Origin of the sequence: Limimaricola variabilis, assembly GCF_034371605.1 — a bacterium.
GTDB classification, from domain to species: Bacteria; Pseudomonadota; Alphaproteobacteria; order Rhodobacterales; family Rhodobacteraceae; genus Limimaricola; species Limimaricola variabilis.
On sequence record NZ_CP139691.1, the window covers coordinates 1,951,269 to 1,975,786 of the forward strand.

A 24,518-nucleotide genomic window follows, 5' to 3' on the forward strand; every position below is an offset into this window, starting at 1 on the left:
GGGCCTTGCCTTGCAAACGGGAGCGGCCGGGCATGGACCCAGCCTCGAACGCGCTACATTCTAGCCGCCCCGCCCGCAGGGACAAGACGCGAAAGGACCCGAGCCATGACCGACGCCGCCATCGAGATCACCGGCCTGAAGAAGACCTATGCGCCCAGCGCCAAGTCCCCGGCCAAGGTCGCGCTCGACGGCGTCGACCTGACCGTGCCGGCGGGCTCGATCTTCGGCCTGCTCGGCCCCAATGGCGCGGGCAAGTCGACCATGATCAACATCATGGCCGGGCTGGTGCTCAAGAGCGCCGGGAACGTGAAGATCTGGGGCTTCGATCAGGACGTGAACCCGCGCCAGTCGCGCGCCGCGATCGGGGTGATGCCGCAGGAGCTGGTGCTTGACCCGTTCTTCACGCCGCGCGGCGCGCTCGACGTGCAGGCCGGGCTCTGGGGCGTGCCCAAGTCGCAGCGCCGGACCATGGAGCTGCTGGATCTCGTCGGCCTCGCCGACAAGGCCGACGCCTATGCCCGCTCGCTCTCGGGCGGCATGCGTCGACGGCTGCTGCTCGCGAAGGCGCTGGTGCATTCCCCGCGCGTGCTGGTGCTCGACGAGCCGACGGCGGGGGTCGACATCGAGCTGCGCAACATGCTGTGGCGCAACGTGCGACGCCTCAACGAGCAGGGCACGACGATCATCCTGACGACCCATTACCTCGAAGAGGCGCAGGAGATGTGCGACGAGATCGCGATCATCGACCAGGGCCGGGTGATCACCCGCGACACCACGGCCAATCTGGTGGGTCGGGTCGGCGCCAAGACTCTGGTCGTGACGCCGGACGGCCCGGCGCAGATCCCGGCCCTGCCCGAGGGCGTCAGCGTCAGCGAGCGGCCCGGCGGGACCTTGGCCTTCGGCTACGACGCGCGGGTGATGGGTGCGGGCACCGTGCTCGATGCGATCCGTGCGGGCGGCATGCGGATCGCCGACGTGCGCACCGAGGAGGCGGATCTGGAAGACGTGTTCCTGCAGCTGACCTCCAAGGCGCGGGAACCCTCCTCCGCCGCCTGAGGTTGGCCCTCCGCTGATCACGGAGGCCGCATGGAAGAAGAGACCCAGACCGCACCGCGCGAGGATGTCGACAGCCTCGCGGCCGTCGATGCCGACACCGGCAACATCTTCGAGAAGCTCGACGCATGGGCGGACGGTTTCTTCAGGCTGCTGCCGAACATCGCGGTGGCGCTGGTACTGCTGGTCCTCTTCTGGTTCCTCGCGCGGGGCGTGGCGGCGCTGGTGCGCCGTTCGGGCCGGGCGCGTGGGCGCGACAATCTGGGCGATGTGGGCGCGAGCCTGCTGCGCTGGCTGGTGATGATCCTGGGCGTCATGCTCGCCGTCACCATCGTCGCCCCGTCGATCTCGCCGGGCGATCTCTTCGCCGGTCTCGGCATCGGCTCGGTGGCGATCGGCTTCGCCTTCAAGGACATCCTCCAGAACATGCTGGCGGGCATCCTGATCCTGGTGCGCCAGCCCTTCGAGGTCGGCGACCAGATCGTCTCGGGCGGGCATGAGGGCACGGTCGAGCGGATCGAGACCCGCGCCACCCTGATCAAGACCTATGATGGCCGCCGCGTGGTGATCCCGAATGCCGACATCTACACCGACGCCGTGGTGGTCAACACCGCCTTCGACAAGCGTCGGTCGCAATACGACGTGCTGATCGGCTGCTCCGACGATTTCGACGAGGCCTGCCGCATCATGGTCGAGGCCGCGCAGGGGTGCGAAGGCGTGCTCTCCGACCCGGCGCCCGAGGCGATCCCGTGGGGCATGGATGCGGATGGCAATACGGTTCGGCTGCGCTGGTGGACGGATTCGAAGCGCTCGGACGTGGTGCATGTCTGGGGCCGGGTGATCCGCGATGCCTACAACGCGCTGAACGCGGCGGGCGTCGACCTGCCCTACCCGACCCGGATGGTGCTGTTCCACGACCAGACCGAAGCCACCGACGGCGACCGCACCGCCCAGCGCGAGGGCTGGCCCGCGAAGGGCGACAGCCCCGAGGCGCGCCGTATCGCCGACGCGATCCGCACGGCCGCGACGCGGGGCTGACCTGCCACCCCTTGATGCTGCGGCAGAGCGGTGCCCCGCCCGGCCTCAGCCGCGTTCCAGCATCCGACCCAAGGGGCGTCCGCCGAGGATGTGCACATGGAAATGCGGCACCTCCTGTACCCCATGGGCGCGGGCATTGGTGATGGCGCGGAAGCCCTCCTCGACGCCGGCCTTCTCGCAGACGGCCGCCACGGAGCGGTTGAAATCGATGATCTCCGCGTCGGAAGCGTCGCGCGCGAAATGGTCGTAGCTGACATAGGCCCCCTTGGGGATCACCAGCACATGCACGGGCGCCTGCGGCGCGATATCCTCGAAGGCGAGCGTGTGCTCGGTTTCGAGAAAGGTCTTGTTGGGGATCTCGCCGCGCAGGATCTTCGCGAAGATGTTTCCGTCGTCGTAGTCGAAGCGCATCGCTTCCTCCTCAGTCATCGAACAGATGCGGCGTCCGGGCGATATCCCCCGCCAGCTCGGCCGGCACGTCGAGAAACGCCTGCAGCGCTCTGGAGTTGTCCTCCGTCGGCGCCCCCGCGACAAGCCGGTAATGCCCGGCGAAACCGGCCTCCCGCAGATTGCGGATCTCGGCCTCGAGATGCTGGCGCAGCGTCGGCATCAGCAGATCGAGCCCCGACTCGCTCTCGCCGGCCAGGCCGGTGCGCATCGCGTGTCGGCGCAATTGCTGGTCGTCGAGCGCGGCCTCGATCTCCAGAATCCGTACCGTGGCCCGGTCACCGGACAGGTCGCGGATCAGCTCCAAACGCCCCGGATCGACGCAGATCACCATCCGCTCGGCCCCCAGTACTTCGTAAAGCACGCGCAGCAGCGCCCGCCGGTGGCGGCCCCTCTTCTCCAACCCGCGTTCGAGCCCGCCGAGATTGGGCAGCGGGCAATCCTTTTCGTCGAACAGGTAGTCGAGCGCGGCCATCGAAGTGTGATGCTTGATCGAGCCGACCAACCGCTTGGCGAGCTCGCGCTTGTGCGCGACCACCAGCATCAATTCGCGCCCAGCGCCGATCGTGCCCCCGTCCTCCCAAGCGCGGCGACCGAACCGCTGGCCGATCCGGCCCCGCCCGGTGAGGAAGCGGTGCAGCTGCCGCCCGTCGCCGCCCTGCGGAAAATCGCGCCGCCCCGAGGTCCACAGATCCGCGAGCCGTGCCCTGAGACGGGTGGCATTCGGGCTGATCTTGCGCGCGAACAGCGCGTTCTGGCCCAGCAGCAGGCCGTAATGATCGTCGTGGAACGTCGCCGGCATCCCGTAATCGGTGAATGTCAGGAAGGTCAGGCTGCGCGAGCGGATCTCCTCCCCCGGCACGAGATGGCGCACCAACGTCTGGAACAGCGTCTCGTCCGGGATCCAGCTCCAGCGGAACAGCCGCCGCACATCCGCGCGCGCCGCAAGAAAGGCCAGCACAGCCTCCACGGTGCCGCGCCGCAGGCACCACCATTGCGAGCCGATCATCGGGCAGATGTCGTCCGGCAGTCGGCGGCGGATATGCAGGCGGCGTTGCAGGTCGAGGCTGGCATAGAACAGCTTCTTGCGGTCGCGCTCGTTGAACAGGTGCCAGCGGGTCAGCCGTTCCTCGACGATCCCGGTCTTGATCCAGCCGCTTTCGAAGAAATCGACGCTTTCGATCCAGTCGGCATCCTCAGCCGCCAGCAGCGCGTGGGCATGCTCCGCCGACTTGATCGCCATGCAGTCTCCGGACAGCAGGTAGAAATGCGTGGCGTCCGGAAAACGCTCCAACGCAAGGCGCAGCGCCGCGATCGTGGCGGCGACGAGGCTCCAGCCGCCCCAGCCGCAACGCTGCCGCCGCTCGACCAGTGCCACGCCAAGCTGGCCGTCGAGCCCGGCGCGCAGCCGCGCCCAATCGTCGGCCGGTGCCCGCGCATCGAGGTGCACCGCCACCGCGTCGCCCGATGCGGCGAGGCCGCGCGCCTGCGCGACGACCGCGTCGACGTCCTTGTGGCACAAGAGGATGAAGGCGATCCGCGTCATGTCCGTTCCCGATGCGCCACGCGCGCGCGGCGGTCGGCGCGTCATGTGGTTTGCGCCTTGATAGCCCGCGAAGCGGCCGCATAAACAGGGCCGGGGCCATTTCGCCAGTGCTTGTGGCCCGCGCGCGGCAGGAAGCGGGAGGACGGCATGGGGTTTCCAGGCACCTGGATGACCGAGAGCGAGAGCATGGTCTACCGCGTGGTGCCCAAATGCGCCTGCTCGACCATCGGCCAGATCATGTACCGCTCGGATCACGGCCGGTTCTTCGACGGCGACATCCACGACGCGCAGGACGGGCTGCACAAATGGGGGCTCGAGCATAGTCGCGGCCCGATCGAGGCCAACGTCACCGTGCATCGAAGCCTCGTCTTCACCTGCGTGCGCAACCCCTACGGGCGCATCCTGTCCTCGTTCTTCGACAAGATCTGCGGCATCCAGCGCAACGGCCGCCGCTATCGCGGCAACCTCGTGCCGATGCTGATTCAGAAATACGGGGTCGAGGTCGGCGACCCGGAGACCGGCTTCGAGTTCGACCAGATCCGCAGCTTCCGCCGCTTCCTGCTCTTCGTCCGCGACACCATCCGCTTCGGCAAGCCGATGGACCCGGACATCCACTGGTCGGCGATGTCGGGCCATGTCTCGACCCTGATCAAGGGCGGCGGGCGCTATGACATGATCCTGCATGTCGAGGATTTCGACGCAGGCATGGCACAGGTGCTGGAACGCGCGCCGCTGCGCCACCCGGTCGATCTCGCCGCGATGCCCCGCTTCAACGAAAGCGAGGGCCACGGACCCAAGCGCGCCCATCCGATCGAGGCGTATTTCGACGACCTCTCGCTGCATCTCGTCCGCGAGGTCTATGGCCGGGATTTCGAACTCTTCGGCTATGATATCGACGATCCTTCCCGGCGCGCGCCCCTGCGCGAGATCGATCTCGACGCCGTGCATGCCAAGCTCGGCGCCTGAGCGCCGGAACCCTGCCGCCCCTGCCCCGTTGGAGCCCCGATATGACCGATCCCACCGGAGCCGACATTCCCGCCCGCCTGCGCCGCCGTCCCGAGTTGTGGATGGTGCTGCTGTTCCTCGTCTCCCTCGCGGCGCTGGGCTTCTTCCTGCTCGCCGGTGAGGTGGTCGAGGGCGACACCGCCGCCTTCGACGAGACCATCCTCCTGGCGCTGCGCACGCCCGGAGATCTGAGCGATCCCATCGGCTCGCCTTGGGTGGAGGAGATGGCGCGCGACATGACCGCGCTGGGCGGCGTCGCCTGGCTCACGCTGCTGACGCTGGGCGTGGCGGGCTACCTCGCGCTGTCGCGCCACACCCGAACCATGTGGTTCCTGCTGATCGCGATCGGCAGCGGCACGGCGCTCAGCCGCACCGCCAAGATGCTGTTCGAGCGCGCCCGCCCCGACCTCGTGCCGCATGGCTCCTACGTCTACACGGCGAGCTTTCCCTCGGGCCACACCATGCTCTCGGCGGTGACCTATCTCACCCTCGCGGTGATGCTGTCCCGGCTGGAGCCGCGCCGGGTGATCAAGGTCTACATCATGACCTGCGCGATCCTGCTGACCGGGCTGGTCGGCGCGAGCCGGGTCTATCTGGGCGTGCACTGGCCCACCGACGTGATCGCCGGCTGGACCGCCGGTGCCGGCTGGGCCGTGCTGTGCCTGCTGGTGGCGCAGTGGATGCAGCGCCGTGGCCAGATCGAGCCGGCCGAGGACGCCAAGGACTAGAGCAAGCCCGGGGCTTAGAGCAGGCCTGCCTGCGCGAAGAGCTCCTTGAGATCGGCCTCGGGCCGCGCCCCGAAATGCGAGATCACCTCGGCGGCGGCAACGCAGCCCATGCGGCCCGCCGTCTCGAGATCCCGCCCGGTGGCGAGGCCGTAGAGGAAGCCGGCGGCGAAGAGATCGCCCGCCCCGGTGGCATCGACCGGCGTCACCTTGCGCACCGGCACGACCACCCGCTCCTCGCCCCGGATCAGCACCACGTCCGCACCCGAACGGGTGCAGATCACGAGCTTGCCATCGGCTGCGGCCCGCGTCAGCGCCTCGTCGAGGCGGCATTCATAGAGGCTTTCCCATTCGTGCTCGTTGCCGATGACGAAGTCGAGATCGCGCACCAGACGCTGGAAATCGGCACGGTGACGGTCGGCGCAGAACGGGTCCGACAGCGCGATCCCGGCCATGCCGCCGCCCTTCTGGGTCAGTCCGGCGGCGCGCTCGAAGGCCTGCTTGCCCTTGGGCTTGTCGTAGAGATAGCCCTCGAGGAACAGGATCCCCGCCTGCCCCGCCACCTCGTCGGCGACGTCGTCGGGACCAAGCTCGGCCGAGATGCCGAGATAGGTGTTCATCGACCGCTCGCCATCGGGGCTCACGAAGATCATCGAGCGCGAGGTCGGCAGCTCGCCCCCTTCCACCGGTGGGTTGGCAAAACGCGTGCCGCCCGCTTCCATGCTCTCGGCATAGAACCGGCCCAATGCGTCGTCGCGCACCCGCCCGATGAAGGCCGTGTCGAGCCCGAGGATGCCCAGACCCGCGATCGTGTTGGCGACCGAACCGCCGGGCGCCTGACGGCGGTCTTCCATTGCGCCGTAGAGCGTCTCACCGCGCTCGCGCTCGACCAGCTGCATGATGCCCTTCTCGATGCCCATCAGGTCGAGGAAACTGTCATCGGCCTGCGCGAACACGTCGACGATGGCGTTGCCGATTCCGAGAATGGTGGGGGTGCTCATAGGGTTTTTTCCTCGTAGAGGCACAGATCGCGGATCGGACAGGCCGGGCATTTGGGCTTGCGCGCCACGCAGATGTAGCGCCCGTGCAGGATCAGCCAGTGATGCGCGTGGCCCTGCCAGCGCGCGGGAATGTGGTCCTCGATGCCGCGCTCGACGGCGTCCACATCCTTGCCCGGCGCGATGCCGGTGCGGTTGCAGACCCGGAAGATGTGGGTGTCCACCGCCTGCGCGGGGTGCTTCCACCACATGTTGAGCACGACATTCGCCGTCTTGCGCCCGACACCCGGCAACGAGACGAGCGCGGCGCGCGAGGAAGGCACCTCCCCGCCGAAGCGCTCGACCAGGATCTCGCTCATGCGGATCACGTTCTTCGCCTTGTTGCGAAAAAGGCCGATCGTCTTGATGTGCTCGATCAGCCCCTCTTCGCCAAGCGCCAGCATCTTCTGCGGCGTGTCGACGATCTCGAACAGCTTCTTCGTCGCCCTGTTGACGCCGGCATCCGTGGCCTGCGCCGAGAGCGCCACGGCGACCAGCAGCGTGTAGGCGTTGATATGGTCGAGTTCGCCCTTCGGCTCGGGCTCGGCCGCGTGCAGTCGGGTGAAGATCTCGTCGATCTCGTGATAGTCGAGCTGGCGGGTCATCGCGCTTCTATGCCCGCCCGCGCTCGCGCCGACAAGACCGGCGGCCCGCGCCTGGCCCCGCGCCGCTATGCGCAGCTTCCGGGTCGCGCGGCGCCGCCGCGCCGCCTATTCTCGGTGCATGGAACAGAGCCAAGCCTATCACTACGGCGTCATGCGCCGCGCCCTCGACGAGATCGACGCCGCAACGGCGCCGCTCGCGCTGGACGACCTCGCGGCGCGGATGGAGATGTCGCCCGCGCATTTCCAGCGCGTCTTCTCGGCCTGGGTCGGGGTATCCCCCAAGCGCTACCAACAATATCTCGCGCTCGGCCATGCCAAGGCGCTGCTGCGCGAACGCTGCTCGACGCTCGAGACGGCGCAGGCGGTGGGACTGTCGGGCACGGGGCGCCTGCACGACCTGTTCCTGCGATGGGAGGCGATGAGCCCCGGCGATTACGGCGCGAGGGGCGCGGGGCTGGTAATCCGGCACGGCGTCTTCGACAGCCCCTTCGGCCCGGCGGTGGCAATGGGCACCGATCGCGGGCTGTGCGGTTTGGGCTTTGCTGCCGAAACCGGGATCGAGGCGACCTTCAATGATCTGCGGGCCCGCTGGCCCGCCGCCGAATTCCACCCGGACGCGGCGGCGCTGGCACCGTGGGTCGAGGCTGCCTTCTTGGGGCGCGGCGAGGCGCGGGTCGCGCTGATCGGCGCGCCCTTCGCGATCAAGGTCTGGCAGGCGCTGCTCGAGGTGCCCACCGGCCATGTCACCACATACAGCGACATCGCCGCCCGCATCGGCGCGCCGCGCGCGGTCCGGGCAGCGGCAAGCGCGGTCGGCCGCAACCCGGTGAGCTGGCTGATCCCCTGCCATCGGGCGCTGCGGAAATCCGGCGAGCTCGGCGGCTATCACTGGGGGCTTCCGGTCAAGCGGGCGATGCTGGCTTGGGAGGCGGCGCGGGCCGAGGCCTGAGGCAGATCGGCCACAGCCCGATCGGTTCCCGAACAAGGCGGAACCTGCCTATCAAAGCGTCGTTATTGCATAGCAGCCGTAAGCGGCCTCTATTCCACCGGGACAGGCGTGCACATGTCGCGCCTTGCGCCTCGCAAGAAATTGGAAAGACAAATGATCACCAAGCTTCCCCTCGCGCTCGTCACCGTTTCGGCCCTGGCCGTGGCCGCCTGCCAGCCGGTGACCCCGAACAACCCCGATCCGAATGCCAACACCCGCCGCGGCGCGATCGTTGGTGCGGGCCTCGGCGCCGCCGTCGGCGCGCTGACCGCCGACGACAAGGACGAACGGCTCCGCCGCGCGGCCGTGGGCGCGGCCCTGGGCGGCGCCGCGGGTGCCGGCACCGGCGTGCTCCTCGATCGCCAGGAAGCTGAGCTGCGCAACCAGCTCGGCTCGAATGTTGGCATCGTCAACACCGGCGAGCAGCTGGTCGTGACCCTGCCGCAGGACATCCTCTTCGCCACCGACAGCGCCCAGCTGACCGGGTCGATGACCAATGACCTGCGCGCCATCGCCGGCTCGCTCAACAACTACCCCAACACCACCGTCAACGTGGTCGGCCATGCCGACAACACCGGCGCCGCGTCCTACAACCAGTCGCTCTCCGAAGCCCGCGCCCGTTCGGTGGCCAACGTGCTCACCTCGGCCGGCGTGTCGCCCGCCCGCGTGCGCGCCATCGGCCGTGGCGAGGACCAGCCGATCGCCTCGAACCTCACCCCCGAGGGCCGCGCCAAGAACCGCCGGGTCGAGATCATCATCACCCCGAACAGCTGATAAGGCTGATCGATGGTTTGGAGGGGCCGCCCGATGGGCGGCCCCTCTTTCGTTAGGAGTTGAGCGCCTTCGCGTGTGGTCATATAAAATGACCAATCACGGGAGGCCAACCATGCCGTTCAAACCGATCCAGCCGGAAAAGCTTTCTCATGGCGTCGTACGCCAGATCGAGGAGCTGGTGCTGCGCGGCATCCTCCGCCCCGGTGACCGCCTGCCGCCCGAACGCGAGCTCGCCGAGCGGCTCGGCGTGTCCCGGCCCAGCCTGCGCGAGGCGCTGGCCGAGCTGCAGACCCGCAAGCTGGTCGAGACCCGCGCCGGGGCCGGCGTCTATATCTCCAACGTCATCGGTTCGGCCTTTTCGCCGGCGCTGGTCCGGCTCTTCGCCACCCATGAAGAGGCGGTGTCGGACATGGTGGCCTTTCGCCGCGACATCGAAGGGCTCGCCGCCGAACGCGCAGCCCGGCTCGGCTCCGACAGCGATCTCGCGGTGATCGATGCCGTCTTCGCCCGGATGGAGGCGGCCCAGGCCAAGCCTACCGCCGATGCCGAGGGAGAGGCCGCGCTCGACGCCGAGTTTCACCTCGCCATCGTCGAGGCCAGCCATAACGTCGTGATGCTGCACATGATGCGCTCGATCTACGACCTGCTGCGCGAGGGCGTCTTCTACAATCGGCAGGTCATGTTCCGCCAGCGCACCACCCGAGCCTCGGTGCTCGAGCAGCACCGGGCCATCAACGACGCGCTGCAGGCCCGCGATCCCGAAGCCGCCCGCGCGGCGGTGGCGTCGCATCTCGACTACGTGCAGGGCGCTCTGTCGGACCAGCGACAGGCCGATCGCAACGAGGAGGTGGCGAAGCGCCGCCTGAGTCGCGAGACCGGGCGCTGAGGCGCGACTGGCCCGGCATTTCGTGCTAGCATCACGCATCGCACCACAGGAGGATGCGCGATGACACGACTGCTCCTGACGACGATGGCCGCAATGCTGGCGGCCTCCGCCGCCCTCGCCGGGCCCGGAGGCTGCGGTGGCCGGTCGCATGACGCCACCGCCGACGCCGGCACTTCGGTCAACCCGACCCCTGCCGCGCCCGAGATCGCGGCGGCGGAGGAGACGGGGACCACCCCTTCGATCGACATGCTGGCACTGCTGAACGGCGCACTGCCGAGCGAGGCGCTCGACGGGCCGGTCAGTTCGCTGCGCTGATCAGCGGCGGCTGAGGCACGAAAAAGCGAAAGGCCCGGGTCGCATCGCGCGCCCCGGGCCTTTCGATTTCGCGTCGAGGCATGGCCTCAGTGCAGCTTGGCACCCACGGTCTTGATCGACTCGTCGATCAGGTTATCACCGCGCTGCGGCGTCATCTGCTCGGCGATGACCTGGCGGGCCGCGGCGATGGCCACGGCGACGGCCTGGTCGCGGACGTCCTTGACGGCCTTGTCCTGAGCCGACTGGATCTGCTCCTCGGCGGCGGTCAGACGACGCTGGATCGATTTCTCGATGTCCAGCTTGGCCTGCTCGGCCGAACGGTTGGCCTCGTCACGCGCATTCGAGACGATGCGCTCGGCTTGGACCTGCACGTCCTTCTGCTTGCGCTCATAGGAGGCCAGCAGCGACTGCGCTTCTTCGCGTAGGCCACGTGCCTCGTCGAGCTCGGCACGGATGCCGTCGGCCCGCTTGTCGAGCATCTTGCCCACTTCGCGCGGGACGCGGAAGTAGAGCAGCACGCCGACGAACAGCAGGAACGCCAGCAGCACGATGAAGTCGGTGTTGCCGAGCGAGAAGAACGGTCCCGTCGCGGCCATCGCCGGAGCGGCGGCCAGGCTCAGGGCCAGCGTTGCAAGAAGCAGTTTCATGCGCGCTCTCCCAGCTTGGCGTCGACCGCGGCGTCGACCTTGGCCGCATCGGCCTCGGCACCGAACGCGGCGACGATCTCGCGCGCGACGTCGCGAGCCACTTCGCTCACGTTGCGCGCCGAGCTTTCGCGAATCTCGTCGATCGCCTTCTGGCTCTCGGCGGTCTTCGCGGAGATCTGAGCGTCGGCCTTCTCCATCTCGGCGTCGAGATCGGCCTGAATCTGGGCCTTGGTCTCGGCGACGATCCGGTTGGCTTCGGCGCGCGCGTCGGCGAGCGCCTTGTCATAGGCGGTCTCGGCCTCGCGGGCGCGGTGCCGCAGCTCTTCGGCGGCGGCGATGTCGTTGGTGATCGTGCCTGCGCGCTCGGCCAACACCGCGCCGATGCGCGGCAGGGCGAAGCGGGACAGGACGAAATAGATCACGCCGAGCGTGACAATGAGCCAGAAGATCTGGTTCGGGAAGCTGGAGACGTCGAGCTGGGGCATGCCCGGCCCAGCGGCTTCGGCTCCGTGCACCGCCAATGCGTCTTCGGCGGGAATGGGTTCGGTCGCCACGGCGTCCTCCGTCGAGCCCTAAGGAAATGGCGGCGCGGGGTTTCGCGCCCCGCGCCGCCGGTCAGGAGATCGAGGTCCGGATCAGACCGCGAACATCAGCAGCAGCGCGACCAGGAACGAGAAGATCCCGAGGGCTTCCGCGAAGGCCAGGCCGATGAACAGCGTGGCGGTCTGCGAGGCAGCGGCCGACGGGTTGCGCAGCGCGCCGCCCAGGTAGTTCGCCGCGACCGAGCCCACGCCGATGGCCGCGAGGCCCGAGCCGATGGCCGCGAGGCCGGCGCCGATGAACTGACCGAAGAGAGCGATATCGCCTTCCATTGGGGTATCTCCTGATTTGGAATTGCGTGTTTGGTGAAGGGTGAACCGACCCCGGGGCGTGCTGCCGTCAGTGCGACGGGTGCAGCGCGTCCTTGAGGTAGATGCAGGTGAGGATGGTGAACACGTAGGCCTGGATGCCGGCCACCAGCACTTCGAGCCCGTAGATCGCGGTGATCGCGACGATCGAGAGCGGCGAAAGGGCGGCGATGGCGGCAAAGCCCGCGAACACCTTGATCATCGCGTGACCGGCGACGAGGTTGCCGGCGAGACGGATGGAGTGGCTGACGGGGCGCACGAAGTACGAGATCACCTCGATGATCGCGATGATCGGGCGCAGGAAGAGCGGCGCATCCTTCATCCAGAACAGGCCGAGGAAGGCCATGCCGTTCTTGACGAAGCCGAGGATCGTCACGCCGAGGAACACGCCGAGCGCCAGCACCGCCGTCACCGCGATGTGCGAGGTGGTGGTGAAGGCCATCGGCAGCAGGCCGAGATAGTTCGAGAACAGGATGAACAGGAACAGCGTCATGATCCAGGGGAAGTACTTGAGGCCTTCCTTGCCGGTGACGTCCTCGACCATCTTGTAGACGAAGCCGTAGACCAGCTCGGCCGCCGACTGCATCCGCGAGGGGATGACGGCGCGGCCGCGGGTGCCGAGCACCAGAAGCCCGATCACGCAGAGCACCGAGAGCGCCATCCAGAAGGTGACGTTGGTGATGGTGTACCACGAGACCGGATCGCCGATCTCGCCGAACAGCGGCTTGACCTCGAACTGGTCGAAAGGATGGAACACCAGGCCGCCCGGCTCTTCACCCTCGACCAAAGCCACCGTTTCTGTCGCCATTCTCTCAGCCCTCGTCGTCGCCAGCCTGTTCGGCCTGCTGTTTAACCTGCAGCTCCTTGGCCGTGCGCAACATGGTTTTCACACCTGCCGCGAGGCCGAAGAATATGAAGGGGATCAGGAATATCGGCATGGTCCCGAACAGGGTATCCAAGCCGTACCCGACCCCGAAGCCGATCCCCAGACCGGCCACAAGCTCGATCACCATCCGCCATGCGACCTGCGCCTGGCTGTAATGGCTCTCCTGATGACGGGGCGGCTCCGCCTGATCGCGGTGCCGGGCCAGACGCTCCTCGAGCGCACGCATTCGCGCAGCGTGGTCGTCGTCGTGGCTGTCGGACACTGCGGCCCCCTCATCGGTCGAGCAGGGTGCTATATTGCGGGGGCGGATTGGTCAAGCGCGGGGATTCCGCCGCACCAGATCGGCTTGACCATTGTTATAACAGGAAATTTCGAGATAGACGGCGGTTCTGCAGGACGCCTGCAACCTTTGGGACGCCCTTCGGCATATTCAACCGCGCGGTTGACGTTTCGCCCGGCGCAAGGTCAGGTCGCGGCATGGCCGCCTCGCTAGATCTGGTGTTTTCCGCCCTTGCCGACCCGACCCGGCGCGCGATCCTCGCGCTGCTGCTCGAGGATGACATGGCGGTCACCGACGTCGCCGCGCCCTTCGATATGTCGCTGGCGGCGATTTCCAAGCATCTGGGGGTGCTGGCCGAGGCAGGGCTGATCTCACGCGACCGGCGGGGCCGGGTCACGTGGTGCCAGCTGGAGCCCGACGGGCTGCGCGAAGCCTCGGTCTGGATGCAGGGCTTCGGGCAGATGGAGGGCATCGATCTCGATGCCTTCGAGCGTTTTCTCGAACGGGAACTGGGCACCTCCGCAGCCGTACCCGAAGGTCCGACGGCGGAGGGCTGAGTTCAGACCAGGCCGATCAGCGACAGGACCGCGATGACCACGACGACGAGACCGATGATGTAGATGATGTTGCGCATGTTTGCCCCTTTGGGATGAATCTGCCGGGCCAACGCTGCGCTCACGAAATCGTTCCTCAGGCTCAGCTCCAGTCTTTCGCCTGTGTCTTCAGCGCTTTCAGGAAGGCCTGAACCTTGGGTGTGCGGTGCAGGTCGACATGGGTGACCACCCAGATCGGCACCTCCCATTCGGGAAGCGGCCCGTGCACCACGGTCAGGTCGTCGCGCGCCTGCGCCTCGTGCAGCGGCACGAAGCCCAGCCCTGCTCCCGCCAGTACCGCGTCACGCTGGTTGCGCTCGCCATGGGCGCGGAAGGTGATCCGGTCGGTCGGCACGGTCTGGCGCAGCCAGCGGTAGAACGGCGCCCGACTGTCGAGATCGTCAGCGCAGACGAAGCGATGATTAGGGAGGTCCGACACCTCTTCGGGCAGCCCGTGCCGGGCGATATAACTGCGCGCTGCTACCAGCGCCACCTGCAGCCGCATCAGGGGCTGCACCACGTTGTCGGGCTGATCCGGTGCCGCGCCGGCGCGGATCGCGATATGCGCCTCGCCATATTCGAGGCGGAACAGCCGTGTGCCGGTCAGCAGCCGCACCATCACCGCCGGGTAATCCGCTTGGAAGTCGATCAGCAGCGGCATCACCAGGTCGGCCAGCGTGTCGAGCGTGGTCACCGCCAACTCGCCCTCGACCCCGTCGCCCTGCCCCCGCAGCCGGCTGACCAGCTGGGCGAACTGATCGTCGGTGGTCTGCGCGACCTGCAGCAGGTCGCGCCCCGCCTCGGTGGCGGTGTAGCCACGCGGATGGCGCTGGAACAGCTTCACCCCGAGCCGCGTCTCGAGCGCGTCGACATGCCGGATCACCGTGGCGTGGTGCACGCCCAGCACCTCGGCCGCGCCGGAGACCGTGCCGAGGCGGGCGACGTGGTATGCGGTGCGGATCTCGTCCCAATTGTCCATTCGGATCTCCTGCGAGCGGGGCCTCTCCTTCTAGGCCGCATCGCCCCCGGCTCCAAGCCGTGCCAGGCTCTTGACCGCGCGGCCGATCCGGCTTAGTTGCGCTCCCCAAACCCGGAAGCTTTGGCTTTCCGGTCCCCGGCCCGTTGCGGGGATCGCCGTCCGTCAGCGCGTTGCGCCCACGGGCGCCGTTCCGCATTGTGGTCCGGTCCAGACGCAACGGTCGGAAAGGACCGCCATGTTCGAATCGCTCTCAGACCGCCTCTCCGGCGTCTTCGACAGGCTCACCAAGCAAGGCGCGCTGTCCGACGAGGACGTGAAGACCGCGCTGCGCGAGGTGCGCGTGGCGCTGCTGGAGGCCGACGTCTCTCTCCCGGTCGCGCGCGATTTCGTCGCCGCGGTGCAGGAGAAGGCCGCCGGCCAGGCCGTCACGAAGTCGATCACCCCGGGCCAGCAGGTCGTCAAGATCGTGCATGACGAGCTGGTCTCGGTGCTCACGGGCGACAGCGATCCCGGCAAGCTCAAGATCGACAACCCGCCCGCGCCGATCCTGATGGTCGGTCTGCAGGGCTCGGGCAAGACCACCACCACCGCCAAGCTCGCCAAGCGTCTCACCGAGCGCGAGGGCAAGCGGGTGCTGATGGCATCGCTCGACGTGAACCGCCCCGCCGCGATGGAGCAGCTCGAGATCCTCGGCCGCCAGATCGGCGTCGACACGCTGCCGATCGTCAAGGGCGAGGACCCGGTGGCCATTGCCAAGCGCGCCAAGACACAGGCCAGCTTGGGCGGCTACGACGTTTACATGCTCGACACGGCCGGTCGGCTGCATATCGATCAGGAGCTGATCGCCCAGGCGGCGGCGGTGCGCGACGCCGTCTCCCCGCGCGAGACCCTGCTCGTGGTCGACGGCCTCACCGGCCAGGACGCGGTCAACGTTGCGACCGAGTTCGACGACAAGATCGGCGTCTCGGGCGTCGTTCTGACCCGGATGGACGGCGACGGTCGCGGCGGTGCCGCGCTGTCGATGCGCAAGGTCACCGGCAAGCCGATCCGCTTCGTCGGTCTCGGCGAGAAGATGGACGCGATCGAGACCTTCGAGGCCGAGCGCATCGCGGGCCGGATCCTTGGCATGGGCGACATCGTCGCCCTCGTGGAGAAGGCCCAGCAGACCATCGAGGCCGAGCAGGCCGAGCGGATGATGAAGCGGTTCCAGAAGGGCCGTTTCAACATGAACGACCTGAAGATGCAGCTCGAGCAGATGCTTAAGATGGGCGGCATGGAGAGCCTGATGGGCATGCTGCCCGGCATGGGCAAGATGGCCAAGCAGGCGCAGTCGGCCGGCTTCGACGACACCATGCTCAAGCGTCAGATCGCGCTGATCAACTCGATGACCAAGAAGGAGCGGGCCAATCCCGACATCCTTCAGGCCAGCCGCAAGAAGCGCATCGCCAAGGGTGCCGGGCTGGAGGTGTCGGAGCTGAACAAGCTGCTCAAGCAGCAGAAGCAGATGGCCGATGTCATGAAGAAGATGGGCAAGGGCGGCATGCTGAAACAGGCCATGAAGGGCATGTTCGGCAAGGGCGGCGAGATGCCCGACATGAACGACCCCGCCGCGATGGAAAAGGCCGCCAAGATGCTCGGCAAGCAGCTGCCGCCGGGCATGGGCAAGCTGCCCGGCATGGGCGGCGGCATGGGCCTGCCCTCGGGCCTGTCCGGCTTCGGCAAGAAGAAATGATCCCGTCGCTCGCCACCGACCGGCTGCACCTGGTGCCGCCCTCGCTCGCGCATCTGCCGGCCGAGCGCGAATTCCTCGCCTCCGAGCGGTCGAGCTTCGTCGGCGGCCCCGCGCCCCGGCACAAGGCGTGGCGGGTGATCGCCCTGCATCTGGGCCACTGGCAGATCCTCGGCTACGGCATGTGGGCCGCGGTCGAGCGCGAGACCGGCGCGCCGGTGGGCCTGGTCGGCCTCTGGGGCCCGGAGCCCTGGCCGATGCCCGAGCTGGCCTATCACCTCTACGAGGAGGCCGAGGGCAAGGGCTACGCCACCGAGGCCGGGCAGGCGGTGCTCGACTTCGCTCGCGACCGGCTCGGCATGCGCGAGCTGGCTTCGATGATCGACCCGGCCAACACCGCCAGCCAGTCGGTCGCGCGCCGCCTCGGTGCCGAGAACACGCATCGCGAATTCCGCGCCGACCCCGACGGCACCGCCGTCGAGATCTGGCGCCACGATCTCACCAAGGGGGCCCGCTCATGACCGATGCCGCCAGCCGCGCCGCGCAGCTTCTCAAGGAGCACCGCGAAAGCATCGACCGGCTCGACGCGATCCTCGTCTACACGCTGGGCGAGCGGTTCAAGCACACCCAGGCGGTCGGCCGGCTCAAGGCCGAGCACGACCTGCCCCCCGCCGACCCGATCCGCGAAGAAGCGCAGATCGCCCGGCTCACCGATCTTGCGAAGGAGGCCGATCTCGACCCCGAATTCGCCAAGAAATTCCTGGCCTTCATCATCCAGGAAGTCATCAAGCACCACGAGAAACATCAATCCTGAGACCTTCCGTCTCGACTGCCATTCAAAGGAGTTCTCCCAATGGCCATGAAGATCCGGCTCGCCCGCGGCGGTTCCAAGAAGCGCCCCCACTACTCGATCGTCGCCACCGACTCGCGCATGCCGCGTGACGGCCGCTTCCTCGAGAAGCTCGGCACCTACAACCCGCTGCTCCCGAAGGACAGCGAAGACCGCGTGAAGATGGACATCGAGCGCATTCAGGAGTGGATCGCCAAGGGCGCCCAGCCGACCGACCGCGTCGCGCGCATGCTCGAGGCCGCTGGCGTCACCGAGAAGAAGACCCGCTCCAACCCCAAGAAAGGCGAGCCGGGCAAGGCCGCCAAGGAGCGCGCCGAGAAAAAGGCCGCGCGCGAAGCCGCCCCGGCCGACGAGAGCGCCGAGTGATGGCCCCCGGCCCGGAACGCACCGGCGCGTTTTCGCCGGAGTTCCGGGCCGAGCTGGCCCGGCTGATGGACCGGCGGCGCGATGTGCGCCGGTTCCGCACCGATCCGGTGGACGAGGCAGCGCTGACGCGCTGCCTCGATTCGTTTCTGACTGCGCCTTCCGTGGGGCTGTCGGAACCGTGGCGGGTGATCCGGGTCGAAAGCGCACAGGCCCGCGCCGCGGCGCTCGCCAATTTCGAAGAGGCCAACGCCGCCGCGCTTGAGGACCAAAGCCGCGACCGCGCCACGCTCTACGCCCGGCTCAAGCTGTCGGGGATGCGCGACGCGCCGGTGCAGCTTGCCGTGTATTGCGACGACGCCACCGACAAGGGCCACAATCTCGGCGCCGCGACCATGCCTGAGATGCGCCGCTACTCGGTGGTCGCGGCGATCACCCAGTTCTGGCTCACCGCGCGCGCCGAGGGGCTAGGCACCGGCTGGGTGTCGATCCTCGACCCCGCGCGGCTGTCGCGCGACCTCGAGGTGTCCCCAGCCTGGTCGCTGGTCGGCTATCTTTGCGTCGGCTATGCCCAGACGCTCGACCGGGTGCCCGAGCTTGAGGCCGAGGGCTGGGAAACGCGGCGCGGTCACCTGCCCGTCGAGACGCGCTGAGCCTTGCGCTCGGGCGCGCGGCGGTGTTCCAACGGGGCAAAGGCTTGGAGGACAGGATATGGGCGATCTGATCTGCGTCGGGCGACTTGCGGGCGCTTTCGGGGTGCGCGGCGAGGTGCGGCTCAAGAGCTTTTGCGCCGACCCCGAGGCCATCGCCGATTACGTGCCGCTGCTCACGAAGGAAGGCCGCGAATTCCGGCAGGTGGTGATCACCGGTCAGGCCACCGGCGCCTATACCGCGCGGCTCGACGGCATCACCACCAAGGAGGAGGCCGACGCGCTCAAGGGCGCCGACCTGTTCGCCCCGCGCGACCGGCTGCCGGCCCTGCCGGATGACGAGTACTACCATGCCGACCTGATCGGCCTGCCGGTGCACGACACCGGCGGCGCGCTGCTGGGCACGGTGCGCGCCGTGCTCAATCACGGCGCCGGCGACCTGCTGGAGCTGCTGCCGCCCGATGGCGGAGCGACGGTTCTGCTGCCCTTCACGCTAGCCGCCGTGCCGACCGTCGACCTCGGCGCGGGGCGCATCGTGGCCGACCCGCCAGAGGGGCTCTTTCCCGGCTGAGCGGGGCGGAACCGCGCCCGGGTCGTCGTGTTGAGCCGTTGAAGCGGCGGAGTTTTTCCGCCCGACAACGGAAAGGCTCGACCATGATCGAATGGATTCTCATCCTTCTCGCCATCGCCGCCGTCGCCGGCCTGCTCGGCATGGGGCGTATCTCCGGCGCCGCGCTCACCGGCGCCAAATGGCTCGCCATCATCGCGCTGGTGCTGTTCCTGCTGGTGCTGTTCGGGGTGATCGGTCTCGCGACCTGATCCCGCGCGCATGACGACGCGATTCGGGCCGCCGGTTCTTTCCCGGCGGCCCGCTTTGCGCTAGGACCCGTCGCCATGAGCGACACCCCTCCCCCCTCCCGCGCCGCCGGCCGGCTCAGCGCCCGCCCCTCGGCCCGTCCGCGCGAGTTGATGACCGATCATCCTGACCTCGCCGGGGCCTGGACCGCGCAGGTCATCACCCTGTTCCCGCAGGCCTTCCCCGGGGTGCTGGGCGAAAGCCTGACCGGCAAGGCGCTGAAGGACGGGCTGTGGCAGCTGCAGCCGATCGACCTGCGCCCCTATGGCGAGGGCAAGCACCGCAACGTCGACGATACCCCCGCCGGCGGCGGCGCCGGCATGGTGCTGCGCCCCGACATCGTCGGCCGGGCGATCGAGGACGCGAAATCGCGGGCCAAGGGCGTCACCCCGGTCATCTATCTCTCCCCGCGCGGCCGCCGCTTCGATCAGGCGCTGGCGCGCGAACTGAGCCAGGCCGACGGGGTGATCCTGCTGTGCGGCCGCTTCGAGGGGGTGGACGAGCGGGTGATCGAGGAGCATGGCATCCTTGAGGTCTCGCTTGGGGATTTCGTCCTGACCGGCGGAGAGATCGCCGCGCAGGCCTTGATCGATGCCACCGTGCGCCTTATACCGCGCGTGCTGGGGAATCAGGCGTCCACGGAGGAGGAATCCTTCTCCCATGGTCTCCTCGAACACCCGCAATATACCAAGCCCGCGCTCTGGAAGGGTCGCGCGATACCCGAGGTTCTTCTCTCGGGGCATCACGCGAAGATCACCGACTGGCGCCGGGAGATGGCCGAGAGGCTGACGAAAGAACGGCGACCTGATCTCTGGCGGGCGTATTGCGCACAGCGCGGCACGGACCCGGATGAAGACCGAGAGCTCTGAGGTTGCGAGCAACGTCGCGGGATAACCGCGAGCAATCAAGGAGTGACAGGCATGGACCTGATCGCACAGCTCGAAGCGGAGCAGATCGCTTCGCTGGGAAAGACCATTCCCGACTTCAAGGCCGGTGACACCGTGCGCGTCGGCTACAAGGTGACCGAGGGCACCCGCACCCGCGTGCAGATGTACGAAGGCGTCTGCATCAGCCGCAAGAACGGCTCGGGCATCGCTGGCTCGTTCACCGTGCGCAAGATTTCGTTCGGCGAGGGCGTCGAGCGCGTCTTCCCGCTCTACTCGACCAACATCGACTCGATCGAGGTGGTGCGTCGTGGCCGCGTGCGCCGCGCGAAGCTCTACTACCTGCGTTCGCGTCGCGGCAAATCGGCCCGTATCGCCGAAGTCAGCAACTACAAGCCCAAGGCCGACACGGCCGCGGCCCAGGCCTGAGGAGCGCCGAGATGAAAGCGGATATCCATCCCGACTACCACATCATCGACGTCAAGATGACCGACGGCACCGTCGTCCAGATGAAGTCGACCTGGGGCAAAGAGGGCGACCAGCTCGCGCTCGACATCGATCCGTCGGTGCACCCCGCCTGGACCGGTGGCACCTCGCGTCTGATGGACGCCGGCGGCCGCGTGTCGAAGTTCAAGAACAAGTACGCCGGTCTCGGCTTCTGATTCTCGCGCCCTGCGCGAATCGTGCGACGCCGCCCTTCGGGGCGGCGTTTTGCGTTTGTGGCGCAAATGCGGCGAGGTTCGGGCGCGCAATTTGCCTCATTCGCCCTCGCAATAGGCCTTTTGGCAGAACAATGGCGAAACGCCCCCCGAATATGGCGTTTTCCGGGCAACAATAAGCATCCAATTGTGTCGCACAGCGTTAAGCCCTGCTACACCATGGCAAATGTGTCATTTCGGAGGCTTTTCGATGCAACATTCCGGCGCCCAGGCCTTCGGCGACAAAGCCCACCTGATCGATCATCACGAGATGATGCGTATTCTGGGCAAGGTACCGCCCGTGGAGCCTCGCGGCCGCCACGAAAAAGCCACGATGGGCCGCACGGCCTACGGCATGCACAAGGCCGCCGCCCGGCCGCGCGCGATGCGCGATCCCGACGCTACCGCCTACAGCACTTTTCATGACGCGAGCGCCCGCCGCGACGCGCCCATGCGCGAAGTCTGGGCGCTGGCCCCCAACGCGCAGCTGGTGTCCAAGGCGCTGGCCGAGGGCCGTGGCCGGGCGCTGGTGGCTCAATGGGACGAGCTGACCCGCACCGATCCCTGGTCGGGCATCGCCGCCGCCTTCGGCGCGGCACAGGCGGCGCGCCCGGGCGGCGCGCTGGCCAGCAAGCATCGGGCGCGGGCGGCTTCGGGCGGCTTCGACATCGTCACCGCCGATCAATGCGTGGCGCTGCGGGCCCGGCTGCTCGGCGCGACGCAGCCCCGGGAATATGTCGATCTCGATCTCTGAACGGCGACCGCCTATTCCAGATACGCGAACGCCGCCCCGAGGGGCGGCGTTCGTCGTTTCAGGCGGCCTTGCGCGCGGGCCTGCGCCGCCGGTTTGGGCGGCCCGGCTTGGCCCCCACGCCTTCCGGCTTGGGCGCACCACCGCCGAAGCGGCGTCCGCCGCCCCCGCCACCGCGGCGCGGCTTCTTCTCGGGCTCGACCGGGTCCCAGCGAGTGCCGGATGCCACCGGGATCGCGGCCTTCATCGCCTTTTCGATATCCTTGAGCTCGCCCATCTCGTCGGGCGCGCAGAGCGCCACGGCGCGACCATCGGCCCCGGCGCGTGCGGTGCGGCCGATCCGGTGGACGTAGTTCTCGGCCACGTTCGGCAGCTCGTAGTTATAGACGTGGCGCACGCCCGGGATGTCGATGCCGCGCGCGGCGACGTCGGTGGCGACCAGCACCCGGACCCGGCCCTCGCGGAAGTCGCGGATCGCCCGCTCGCGCTGGCCCTGGCTCTTGTTGCCATGGATCGCGGCGGCAGCGAAGCCGGCGGCGGCGAGCTGCTTCGACAGCTTCTCCATGCCGTGCTTGGTGCGGCCGAAGACCAGCGCGAGCTCGTCACGATGCTGGTCCAGCAGCTCGACCAGAACCTCGGTCTTGGCAGCTTTGGCGACGAAATGGATCGACTGGTCGATCTTGTCGGCGGCCTTGCCCGGCGGGTTGACCTGCACGCGCACGGCATCGGTCAGATAGGCCTGCGCCAGCTCTTCCATCTGCTTGGGCATGGTGGCCGAGAACAGCATGGTCTGCCGCTCTTTCGGCAGCAGCGGCGCGATCCGGCGCAGCGCGTGGATGAAGCCCATGTCGAGCATCTGGTCGGCCTCGTCGAGCACCAGGAACTCGGTCTGGCTCAGGTTCACGGCGCGGCGGTCGAGAAGGTCGATCAGACGGCCCGGCGTGGCGACCAGCAGGCTGGTGCCGCCTTCCATGCGCTTGATCTGGCCATTGATCCCGGCGCCGCCCACGACCAACACGGTCTTGAGGTGGCTGCCACGGGTATAGGCCTCGAGGTTGTCGGCGATCTGCTTGGCCAGCTCGCGGGTCGGCGCCAGCACCAGGGCGCGGGCCGATTTCGGCGCGGGCTTGCCGCCCGACTTGATCAGCCGGTCGATCATCGGCAGGCCGAAGGCCGCGGTCTTGCCGGTGCCGGTCTGGGCGAGACCCATCACGTCGCGGCCGTTCATGGCGTGCGGGATCGCCTGGGTCTGGATCGGGGTCGGGTCGGTGATGCCCTGCTCGGCGAGGGCGGAAACGAGACGAGGCGCGAGCCCCAGCATGTCGAAATCCATGTGCATCCTTGTAAGCAGCGCGAAACGCACCGCGGCATGGGCGCAGACCCGCGGCATGCGGGTCGACGGTCGGGTTGCGCCCTTGTACTCACGCGGGGCCGAATGCCCACGCGCCGACAGGACGCGGCCCCTTGCGTGAAATGGGAACCTGAGATCCGAAGCGGTGCGGGCGCCAGCGCAGATCCTGCGGGGGCGGCGCGGCTGCTCACGCGGGCCAAGCGCTTCGGTCTTGGACTGGCAGATGGACCCGAAAGCCGCACAAGTCAATGGGCAGGCCCGCAGATCCGCCCCGACACTTGCGCGGCTCTCCGCCATCCCCTACCCCGAAAGCAGTGCGGATACGGCCCCTCGTGGCCGGAGGGGACGGGACACATGGCGCATATCATCGTCGTGGGCAACGAGAAGGGCGGCGCGGGCAAATCAACCGTCGCCATGCATGTCGCCACGGCGCTGGCGCGGATGGGCCACAAGATCGGCACGCTCGATCTCGACCTGCGCCAGAAATCGCTGGGCCGCTACATCGAGAACCGCCGCCGCTACTGCCAGCGCGCCGGGCTCGACCTGCCCTCCCCCGCCCATGTCGAGCTGCCGGAGATCGACGCCGCGACGCTGCAGCCTGGCGAGAACCTCTCAGATCACCGGCTGTCGGCGGCGGTGGCGCAGCTCGAGGATGACAGCGATTTCATCCTGATCGACTGCCCCGGCAGCCACACCCGGCTCAGCCAGGTCGCGCATTCGCTGGCCGACACGCTGGTCACGCCGCTCAATGACAGCTTCGTCGACTTCGACCTGCTGGCCAAGATCGACAATGACGGCGAAACGATCCTCGGCCCGTCGGTCTATTCGGAAATGGTCTGGAGCGCCCGACAGCTCAGGGCGCAGGCCGGGCTCGATCCGATCGATTGGGTGGTGCTCAGGAACCGGCTCGGCGCGCAGCAGATGGTCAACAAGCAGCGCATGGAGAGCGCGATCAAGCGCCTGTCGGAGCGGATCGGCTTTCGCTCGGCGCCCGGCTTCAACGAGCGGGTGATCTTTCGCGAGCTGTTTCCGCGCGGTCTGACGCTTCTGGATCTTCGCGATGTCGGGGTCAGCCAGCTCAACATCTCCAACGTTGCGGCGCGGCAGGAACTGCGCGACCTGATGCGGGCGCTGGACCTGCCGGGTGTCGAGGTGGAGTTCTGAGCACGCCCCTGATCCGCTTGGCCGCGCCCGGCGACGCCGAGGCGATGTGCGCCGTTCTCAACCCGCTGATCGCCGCCGGCGGCAGCACCGCGCATCGCCGCCCCTTCGACGCGGAGCGGATGCTGCATCACTACCTCGCGCCGCCGATGCTGGTGAGCTGCGTCGTCGCCGAGGTCGAGGGCCGCGTCAGGGGATTCCAGAGTCTCGTACGCGCAGGCGACCCGGACGATCCGCTCCCCGATGGCTGGGCGGTGATCGCGAGCTTCGTGGCGCCCGGGATGGAGGGCCGGGGCATCGGCGGCAGGATGTTCGCCGCCACGCGCGCGGCGGCACGGGCGGCTGGCATCGTCGCGATCGACGCCACGATCCGGGCCGACAATTCCGCCGGGCTCGCCTATTACACCGCCATAGGCTTCGAGGACTGGGACCGGCTTCGCGCCGTGCCGCTCTCGGACGGCACTCCGGTCGACCGCATCCGCAAGCGTTTCGACCTGACGTGAAAGAGGGCGC

33 protein-coding genes are annotated in these 24,518 nt (G+C 68.1%); 22 read left to right on the plus strand and 11 right to left on the minus strand.

The annotated features are described in order from the left end of the window. The first annotated feature begins 105 nt into the window (after positions 1–105). Positions 106–1,056, plus strand: a complete 951-nt coding sequence (locus tag T8T21_RS09685) for an ABC transporter ATP-binding protein (protein WP_183473397.1) — start codon at positions 106–108, stop codon at positions 1,054–1,056. Positions 1,057–1,086: 30 nt separating this feature from the next. Next, positions 1,087–2,091 (plus strand): mechanosensitive ion channel family protein, encoded by a 1,005-nt coding sequence (locus tag T8T21_RS09690; RefSeq protein ID WP_322335442.1) that lies wholly within the window; start codon positions 1,087–1,089, stop codon positions 2,089–2,091. 45 nt (positions 2,092–2,136) lie between these two features. Here the strand turns inward: T8T21_RS09690 and T8T21_RS09695 are convergent, their stop codons facing one another. Both T8T21_RS09695 and T8T21_RS09700 read right to left on the minus strand, forming a co-directional pair. Further along, the gene (locus T8T21_RS09695) at positions 2,137–2,502 is read right to left on the minus strand and encodes an HIT domain-containing protein (RefSeq protein WP_322335443.1); all 366 of its coding nucleotides are present in this window, start codon (positions 2,500–2,502) and stop codon (positions 2,137–2,139) included. A gap of 10 nt (positions 2,503–2,512) precedes the next feature. Next, positions 2,513–4,084, minus strand: coding sequence for a DUF5928 domain-containing protein (locus tag T8T21_RS09700; protein ID WP_322335444.1), 1,572 nt, complete (start codon positions 4,082–4,084; stop codon positions 2,513–2,515). Between the two features lie 147 nt (positions 4,085–4,231). On the opposite strand from T8T21_RS09700, the gene T8T21_RS09705 reads away from it, so the two are divergent. After that, positions 4,232–5,050 (plus strand): sulfotransferase family protein, encoded by an 819-nt coding sequence (locus T8T21_RS09705; protein ID WP_322335445.1) that lies wholly within the window; start codon positions 4,232–4,234, stop codon positions 5,048–5,050. Between the two features lie 41 nt (positions 5,051–5,091). After that, positions 5,092–5,817: a phosphatase PAP2 family protein gene (locus T8T21_RS09710; RefSeq protein ID WP_322335446.1), complete on the plus strand. Its 726-nt coding sequence runs from the start codon at positions 5,092–5,094 to the stop codon at positions 5,815–5,817. A gap of 14 nt (positions 5,818–5,831) precedes the next feature. Here T8T21_RS09710 and T8T21_RS09715 read toward each other — a convergent pair whose 3' ends face one another. Both T8T21_RS09715 and nth read right to left on the minus strand, forming a co-directional pair. Next, positions 5,832–6,815 carry an adenosine kinase gene (locus T8T21_RS09715; RefSeq protein ID WP_322335447.1) on the minus strand — a complete coding sequence of 328 codons (984 nt, stop codon included), beginning with the start codon at positions 6,813–6,815 and terminating at the stop codon, positions 5,832–5,834. Continuing rightward, a complete protein-coding gene (nth, locus tag T8T21_RS09720; protein ID WP_322335448.1) occupies positions 6,812–7,456 on the minus strand; it encodes an endonuclease III in 645 nt (214 codons plus the stop codon). The genes T8T21_RS09715 and nth overlap by 4 nt, the downstream gene beginning before the upstream one ends. A gap of 118 nt (positions 7,457–7,574) precedes the next feature. On the opposite strand from nth, the gene T8T21_RS09725 reads away from it, so the two are divergent. The 4 genes from T8T21_RS09725 to T8T21_RS09740 all read left to right on the plus strand — a co-directional run bounded on the left by T8T21_RS09725 (position 7,575) and on the right by T8T21_RS09740 (position 10,419). Continuing rightward, positions 7,575–8,405, plus strand: a complete 831-nt coding sequence (locus tag T8T21_RS09725; protein ID WP_322335449.1) for a bifunctional helix-turn-helix domain-containing protein/methylated-DNA--[protein]-cysteine S-methyltransferase — start codon at positions 7,575–7,577, stop codon at positions 8,403–8,405. Positions 8,406–8,558: 153 nt separating this feature from the next. Then, entirely contained in the window at positions 8,559–9,218 is a 660-nt protein-coding gene (locus T8T21_RS09730; RefSeq protein WP_183473369.1) for an OmpA family protein, read from the plus strand. Between the two features lie 112 nt (positions 9,219–9,330). Continuing rightward, entirely contained in the window at positions 9,331–10,104 is a 774-nt protein-coding gene (locus tag T8T21_RS09735) for a FadR/GntR family transcriptional regulator (protein WP_183473366.1), read from the plus strand. Positions 10,105–10,164: 60 nt separating this feature from the next. Continuing rightward, positions 10,165–10,419 (plus strand): hypothetical protein, encoded by a 255-nt coding sequence (locus T8T21_RS09740; RefSeq protein ID WP_322335450.1) that lies wholly within the window; start codon positions 10,165–10,167, stop codon positions 10,417–10,419. Positions 10,420–10,505: 86 nt separating this feature from the next. On the opposite strand, the gene T8T21_RS09745 is transcribed toward T8T21_RS09740, so the two are convergent. The 5 genes from T8T21_RS09745 to T8T21_RS09765 all read right to left on the minus strand — a co-directional run bounded on the left by T8T21_RS09745 (position 10,506) and on the right by T8T21_RS09765 (position 13,122). Continuing rightward, positions 10,506–11,066, minus strand: a complete 561-nt coding sequence (locus T8T21_RS09745) for a F0F1 ATP synthase subunit B (protein ID WP_322335451.1) — start codon at positions 11,064–11,066, stop codon at positions 10,506–10,508. Then, positions 11,063–11,620 carry a F0F1 ATP synthase subunit B' gene (locus tag T8T21_RS09750; protein WP_407660031.1) on the minus strand — a complete coding sequence of 186 codons (558 nt, stop codon included), beginning with the start codon at positions 11,618–11,620 and terminating at the stop codon, positions 11,063–11,065. The genes T8T21_RS09745 and T8T21_RS09750 overlap by 4 nt, the downstream gene beginning before the upstream one ends. 81 nt (positions 11,621–11,701) lie before the next feature. After that, complete coding sequence (locus T8T21_RS09755; protein WP_183473356.1) at positions 11,702–11,938, minus strand: F0F1 ATP synthase subunit C; 237 nt, start codon at positions 11,936–11,938, stop codon at positions 11,702–11,704. 67 nt (positions 11,939–12,005) lie between these two features. Further along, the gene (locus tag T8T21_RS09760; protein ID WP_183473353.1) at positions 12,006–12,782 is read right to left on the minus strand and encodes a F0F1 ATP synthase subunit A; all 777 of its coding nucleotides are present in this window, start codon (positions 12,780–12,782) and stop codon (positions 12,006–12,008) included. A 4-nt stretch (positions 12,783–12,786) separates the two neighbouring features. Continuing rightward, positions 12,787–13,122 (minus strand): AtpZ/AtpI family protein, encoded by a 336-nt coding sequence (locus T8T21_RS09765; protein ID WP_183473350.1) that lies wholly within the window; start codon positions 13,120–13,122, stop codon positions 12,787–12,789. A 215-nt stretch (positions 13,123–13,337) separates the two neighbouring features. On the opposite strand from T8T21_RS09765, the gene T8T21_RS09770 reads away from it, so the two are divergent. Then, positions 13,338–13,697 (plus strand): ArsR/SmtB family transcription factor, encoded by a 360-nt coding sequence (locus T8T21_RS09770; RefSeq protein ID WP_322335452.1) that lies wholly within the window; start codon positions 13,338–13,340, stop codon positions 13,695–13,697. A 139-nt stretch (positions 13,698–13,836) separates the two neighbouring features. Here T8T21_RS09770 and T8T21_RS09775 read toward each other — a convergent pair whose 3' ends face one another. Then, positions 13,837–14,712: a LysR family transcriptional regulator gene (locus T8T21_RS09775; RefSeq protein ID WP_183473344.1), complete on the minus strand. Its 876-nt coding sequence runs from the start codon at positions 14,710–14,712 to the stop codon at positions 13,837–13,839. A gap of 235 nt (positions 14,713–14,947) precedes the next feature. On the opposite strand from T8T21_RS09775, the gene ffh reads away from it, so the two are divergent. The 11 genes from ffh to T8T21_RS09830 all read left to right on the plus strand — a co-directional run bounded on the left by ffh (position 14,948) and on the right by T8T21_RS09830 (position 21,496). Beyond that, positions 14,948–16,444: a signal recognition particle protein gene (ffh, locus tag T8T21_RS09780; RefSeq protein ID WP_183473341.1), complete on the plus strand. Its 1,497-nt coding sequence runs from the start codon at positions 14,948–14,950 to the stop codon at positions 16,442–16,444. Beyond that, a complete protein-coding gene (locus T8T21_RS09785; RefSeq protein WP_322335453.1) occupies positions 16,441–16,962 on the plus strand; it encodes a GNAT family N-acetyltransferase in 522 nt (173 codons plus the stop codon). Before ffh ends, T8T21_RS09785 begins: the two co-directional genes overlap by 4 nt. Next, a complete protein-coding gene (locus tag T8T21_RS09790; protein WP_183473334.1) occupies positions 16,959–17,255 on the plus strand; it encodes a chorismate mutase in 297 nt (98 codons plus the stop codon). The genes T8T21_RS09785 and T8T21_RS09790 overlap by 4 nt, the downstream gene beginning before the upstream one ends. Positions 17,256–17,294: 39 nt before the next feature. Next, positions 17,295–17,657, plus strand: a complete 363-nt coding sequence (gene rpsP, locus T8T21_RS09795) for a 30S ribosomal protein S16 (protein ID WP_183473331.1) — start codon at positions 17,295–17,297, stop codon at positions 17,655–17,657. Next, the gene (bluB, locus tag T8T21_RS09800) at positions 17,657–18,307 is read left to right on the plus strand and encodes a 5,6-dimethylbenzimidazole synthase (RefSeq protein ID WP_322335454.1); all 651 of its coding nucleotides are present in this window, start codon (positions 17,657–17,659) and stop codon (positions 18,305–18,307) included. The genes rpsP and bluB overlap by 1 nt, the downstream gene beginning before the upstream one ends. A gap of 58 nt (positions 18,308–18,365) precedes the next feature. After that, on the plus strand, positions 18,366–18,875 hold the full coding sequence (gene rimM / locus T8T21_RS09805; RefSeq protein ID WP_183473314.1) for a ribosome maturation factor RimM: 510 nt from the start codon (positions 18,366–18,368) through the stop codon (positions 18,873–18,875). An 83-nt stretch (positions 18,876–18,958) separates the two neighbouring features. Further along, complete coding sequence (locus tag T8T21_RS09810) at positions 18,959–19,123, plus strand: DUF1328 family protein (protein WP_183473311.1); 165 nt, start codon at positions 18,959–18,961, stop codon at positions 19,121–19,123. Between the two features lie 75 nt (positions 19,124–19,198). Next, positions 19,199–20,029: a tRNA (guanosine(37)-N1)-methyltransferase TrmD gene (trmD, locus tag T8T21_RS09815; protein WP_322335455.1), complete on the plus strand. Its 831-nt coding sequence runs from the start codon at positions 19,199–19,201 to the stop codon at positions 20,027–20,029. Between the two features lie 51 nt (positions 20,030–20,080). Next, positions 20,081–20,473, plus strand: coding sequence for a 50S ribosomal protein L19 (gene rplS, locus T8T21_RS09820; protein WP_183473305.1), 393 nt, complete (start codon positions 20,081–20,083; stop codon positions 20,471–20,473). A gap of 11 nt (positions 20,474–20,484) precedes the next feature. Continuing rightward, positions 20,485–20,706 carry a 50S ribosomal protein L31 gene (gene rpmE, locus T8T21_RS09825; RefSeq protein WP_183473302.1) on the plus strand — a complete coding sequence of 74 codons (222 nt, stop codon included), beginning with the start codon at positions 20,485–20,487 and terminating at the stop codon, positions 20,704–20,706. A 247-nt stretch (positions 20,707–20,953) separates the two neighbouring features. Beyond that, entirely contained in the window at positions 20,954–21,496 is a 543-nt protein-coding gene (locus T8T21_RS09830) for a hypothetical protein (protein WP_183473299.1), read from the plus strand. Positions 21,497–21,554: 58 nt separating this feature from the next. On the opposite strand, the gene T8T21_RS09835 is transcribed toward T8T21_RS09830, so the two are convergent. Continuing rightward, positions 21,555–22,826 carry a DEAD/DEAH box helicase gene (locus T8T21_RS09835; protein WP_322337481.1) on the minus strand — a complete coding sequence of 424 codons (1,272 nt, stop codon included), beginning with the start codon at positions 22,824–22,826 and terminating at the stop codon, positions 21,555–21,557. 372 nt (positions 22,827–23,198) lie between these two features. On the opposite strand from T8T21_RS09835, the gene T8T21_RS09840 reads away from it, so the two are divergent. Next, positions 23,199–24,008: a division plane positioning ATPase MipZ gene (locus tag T8T21_RS09840; protein ID WP_183473293.1), complete on the plus strand. Its 810-nt coding sequence runs from the start codon at positions 23,199–23,201 to the stop codon at positions 24,006–24,008. Positions 24,009–24,025: 17 nt separating this feature from the next. Further along, positions 24,026–24,508, plus strand: a complete 483-nt coding sequence (locus T8T21_RS09845; protein WP_322335456.1) for a GNAT family N-acetyltransferase — start codon at positions 24,026–24,028, stop codon at positions 24,506–24,508. The last annotated feature ends 10 nt before the right edge of the window (positions 24,509–24,518 follow it).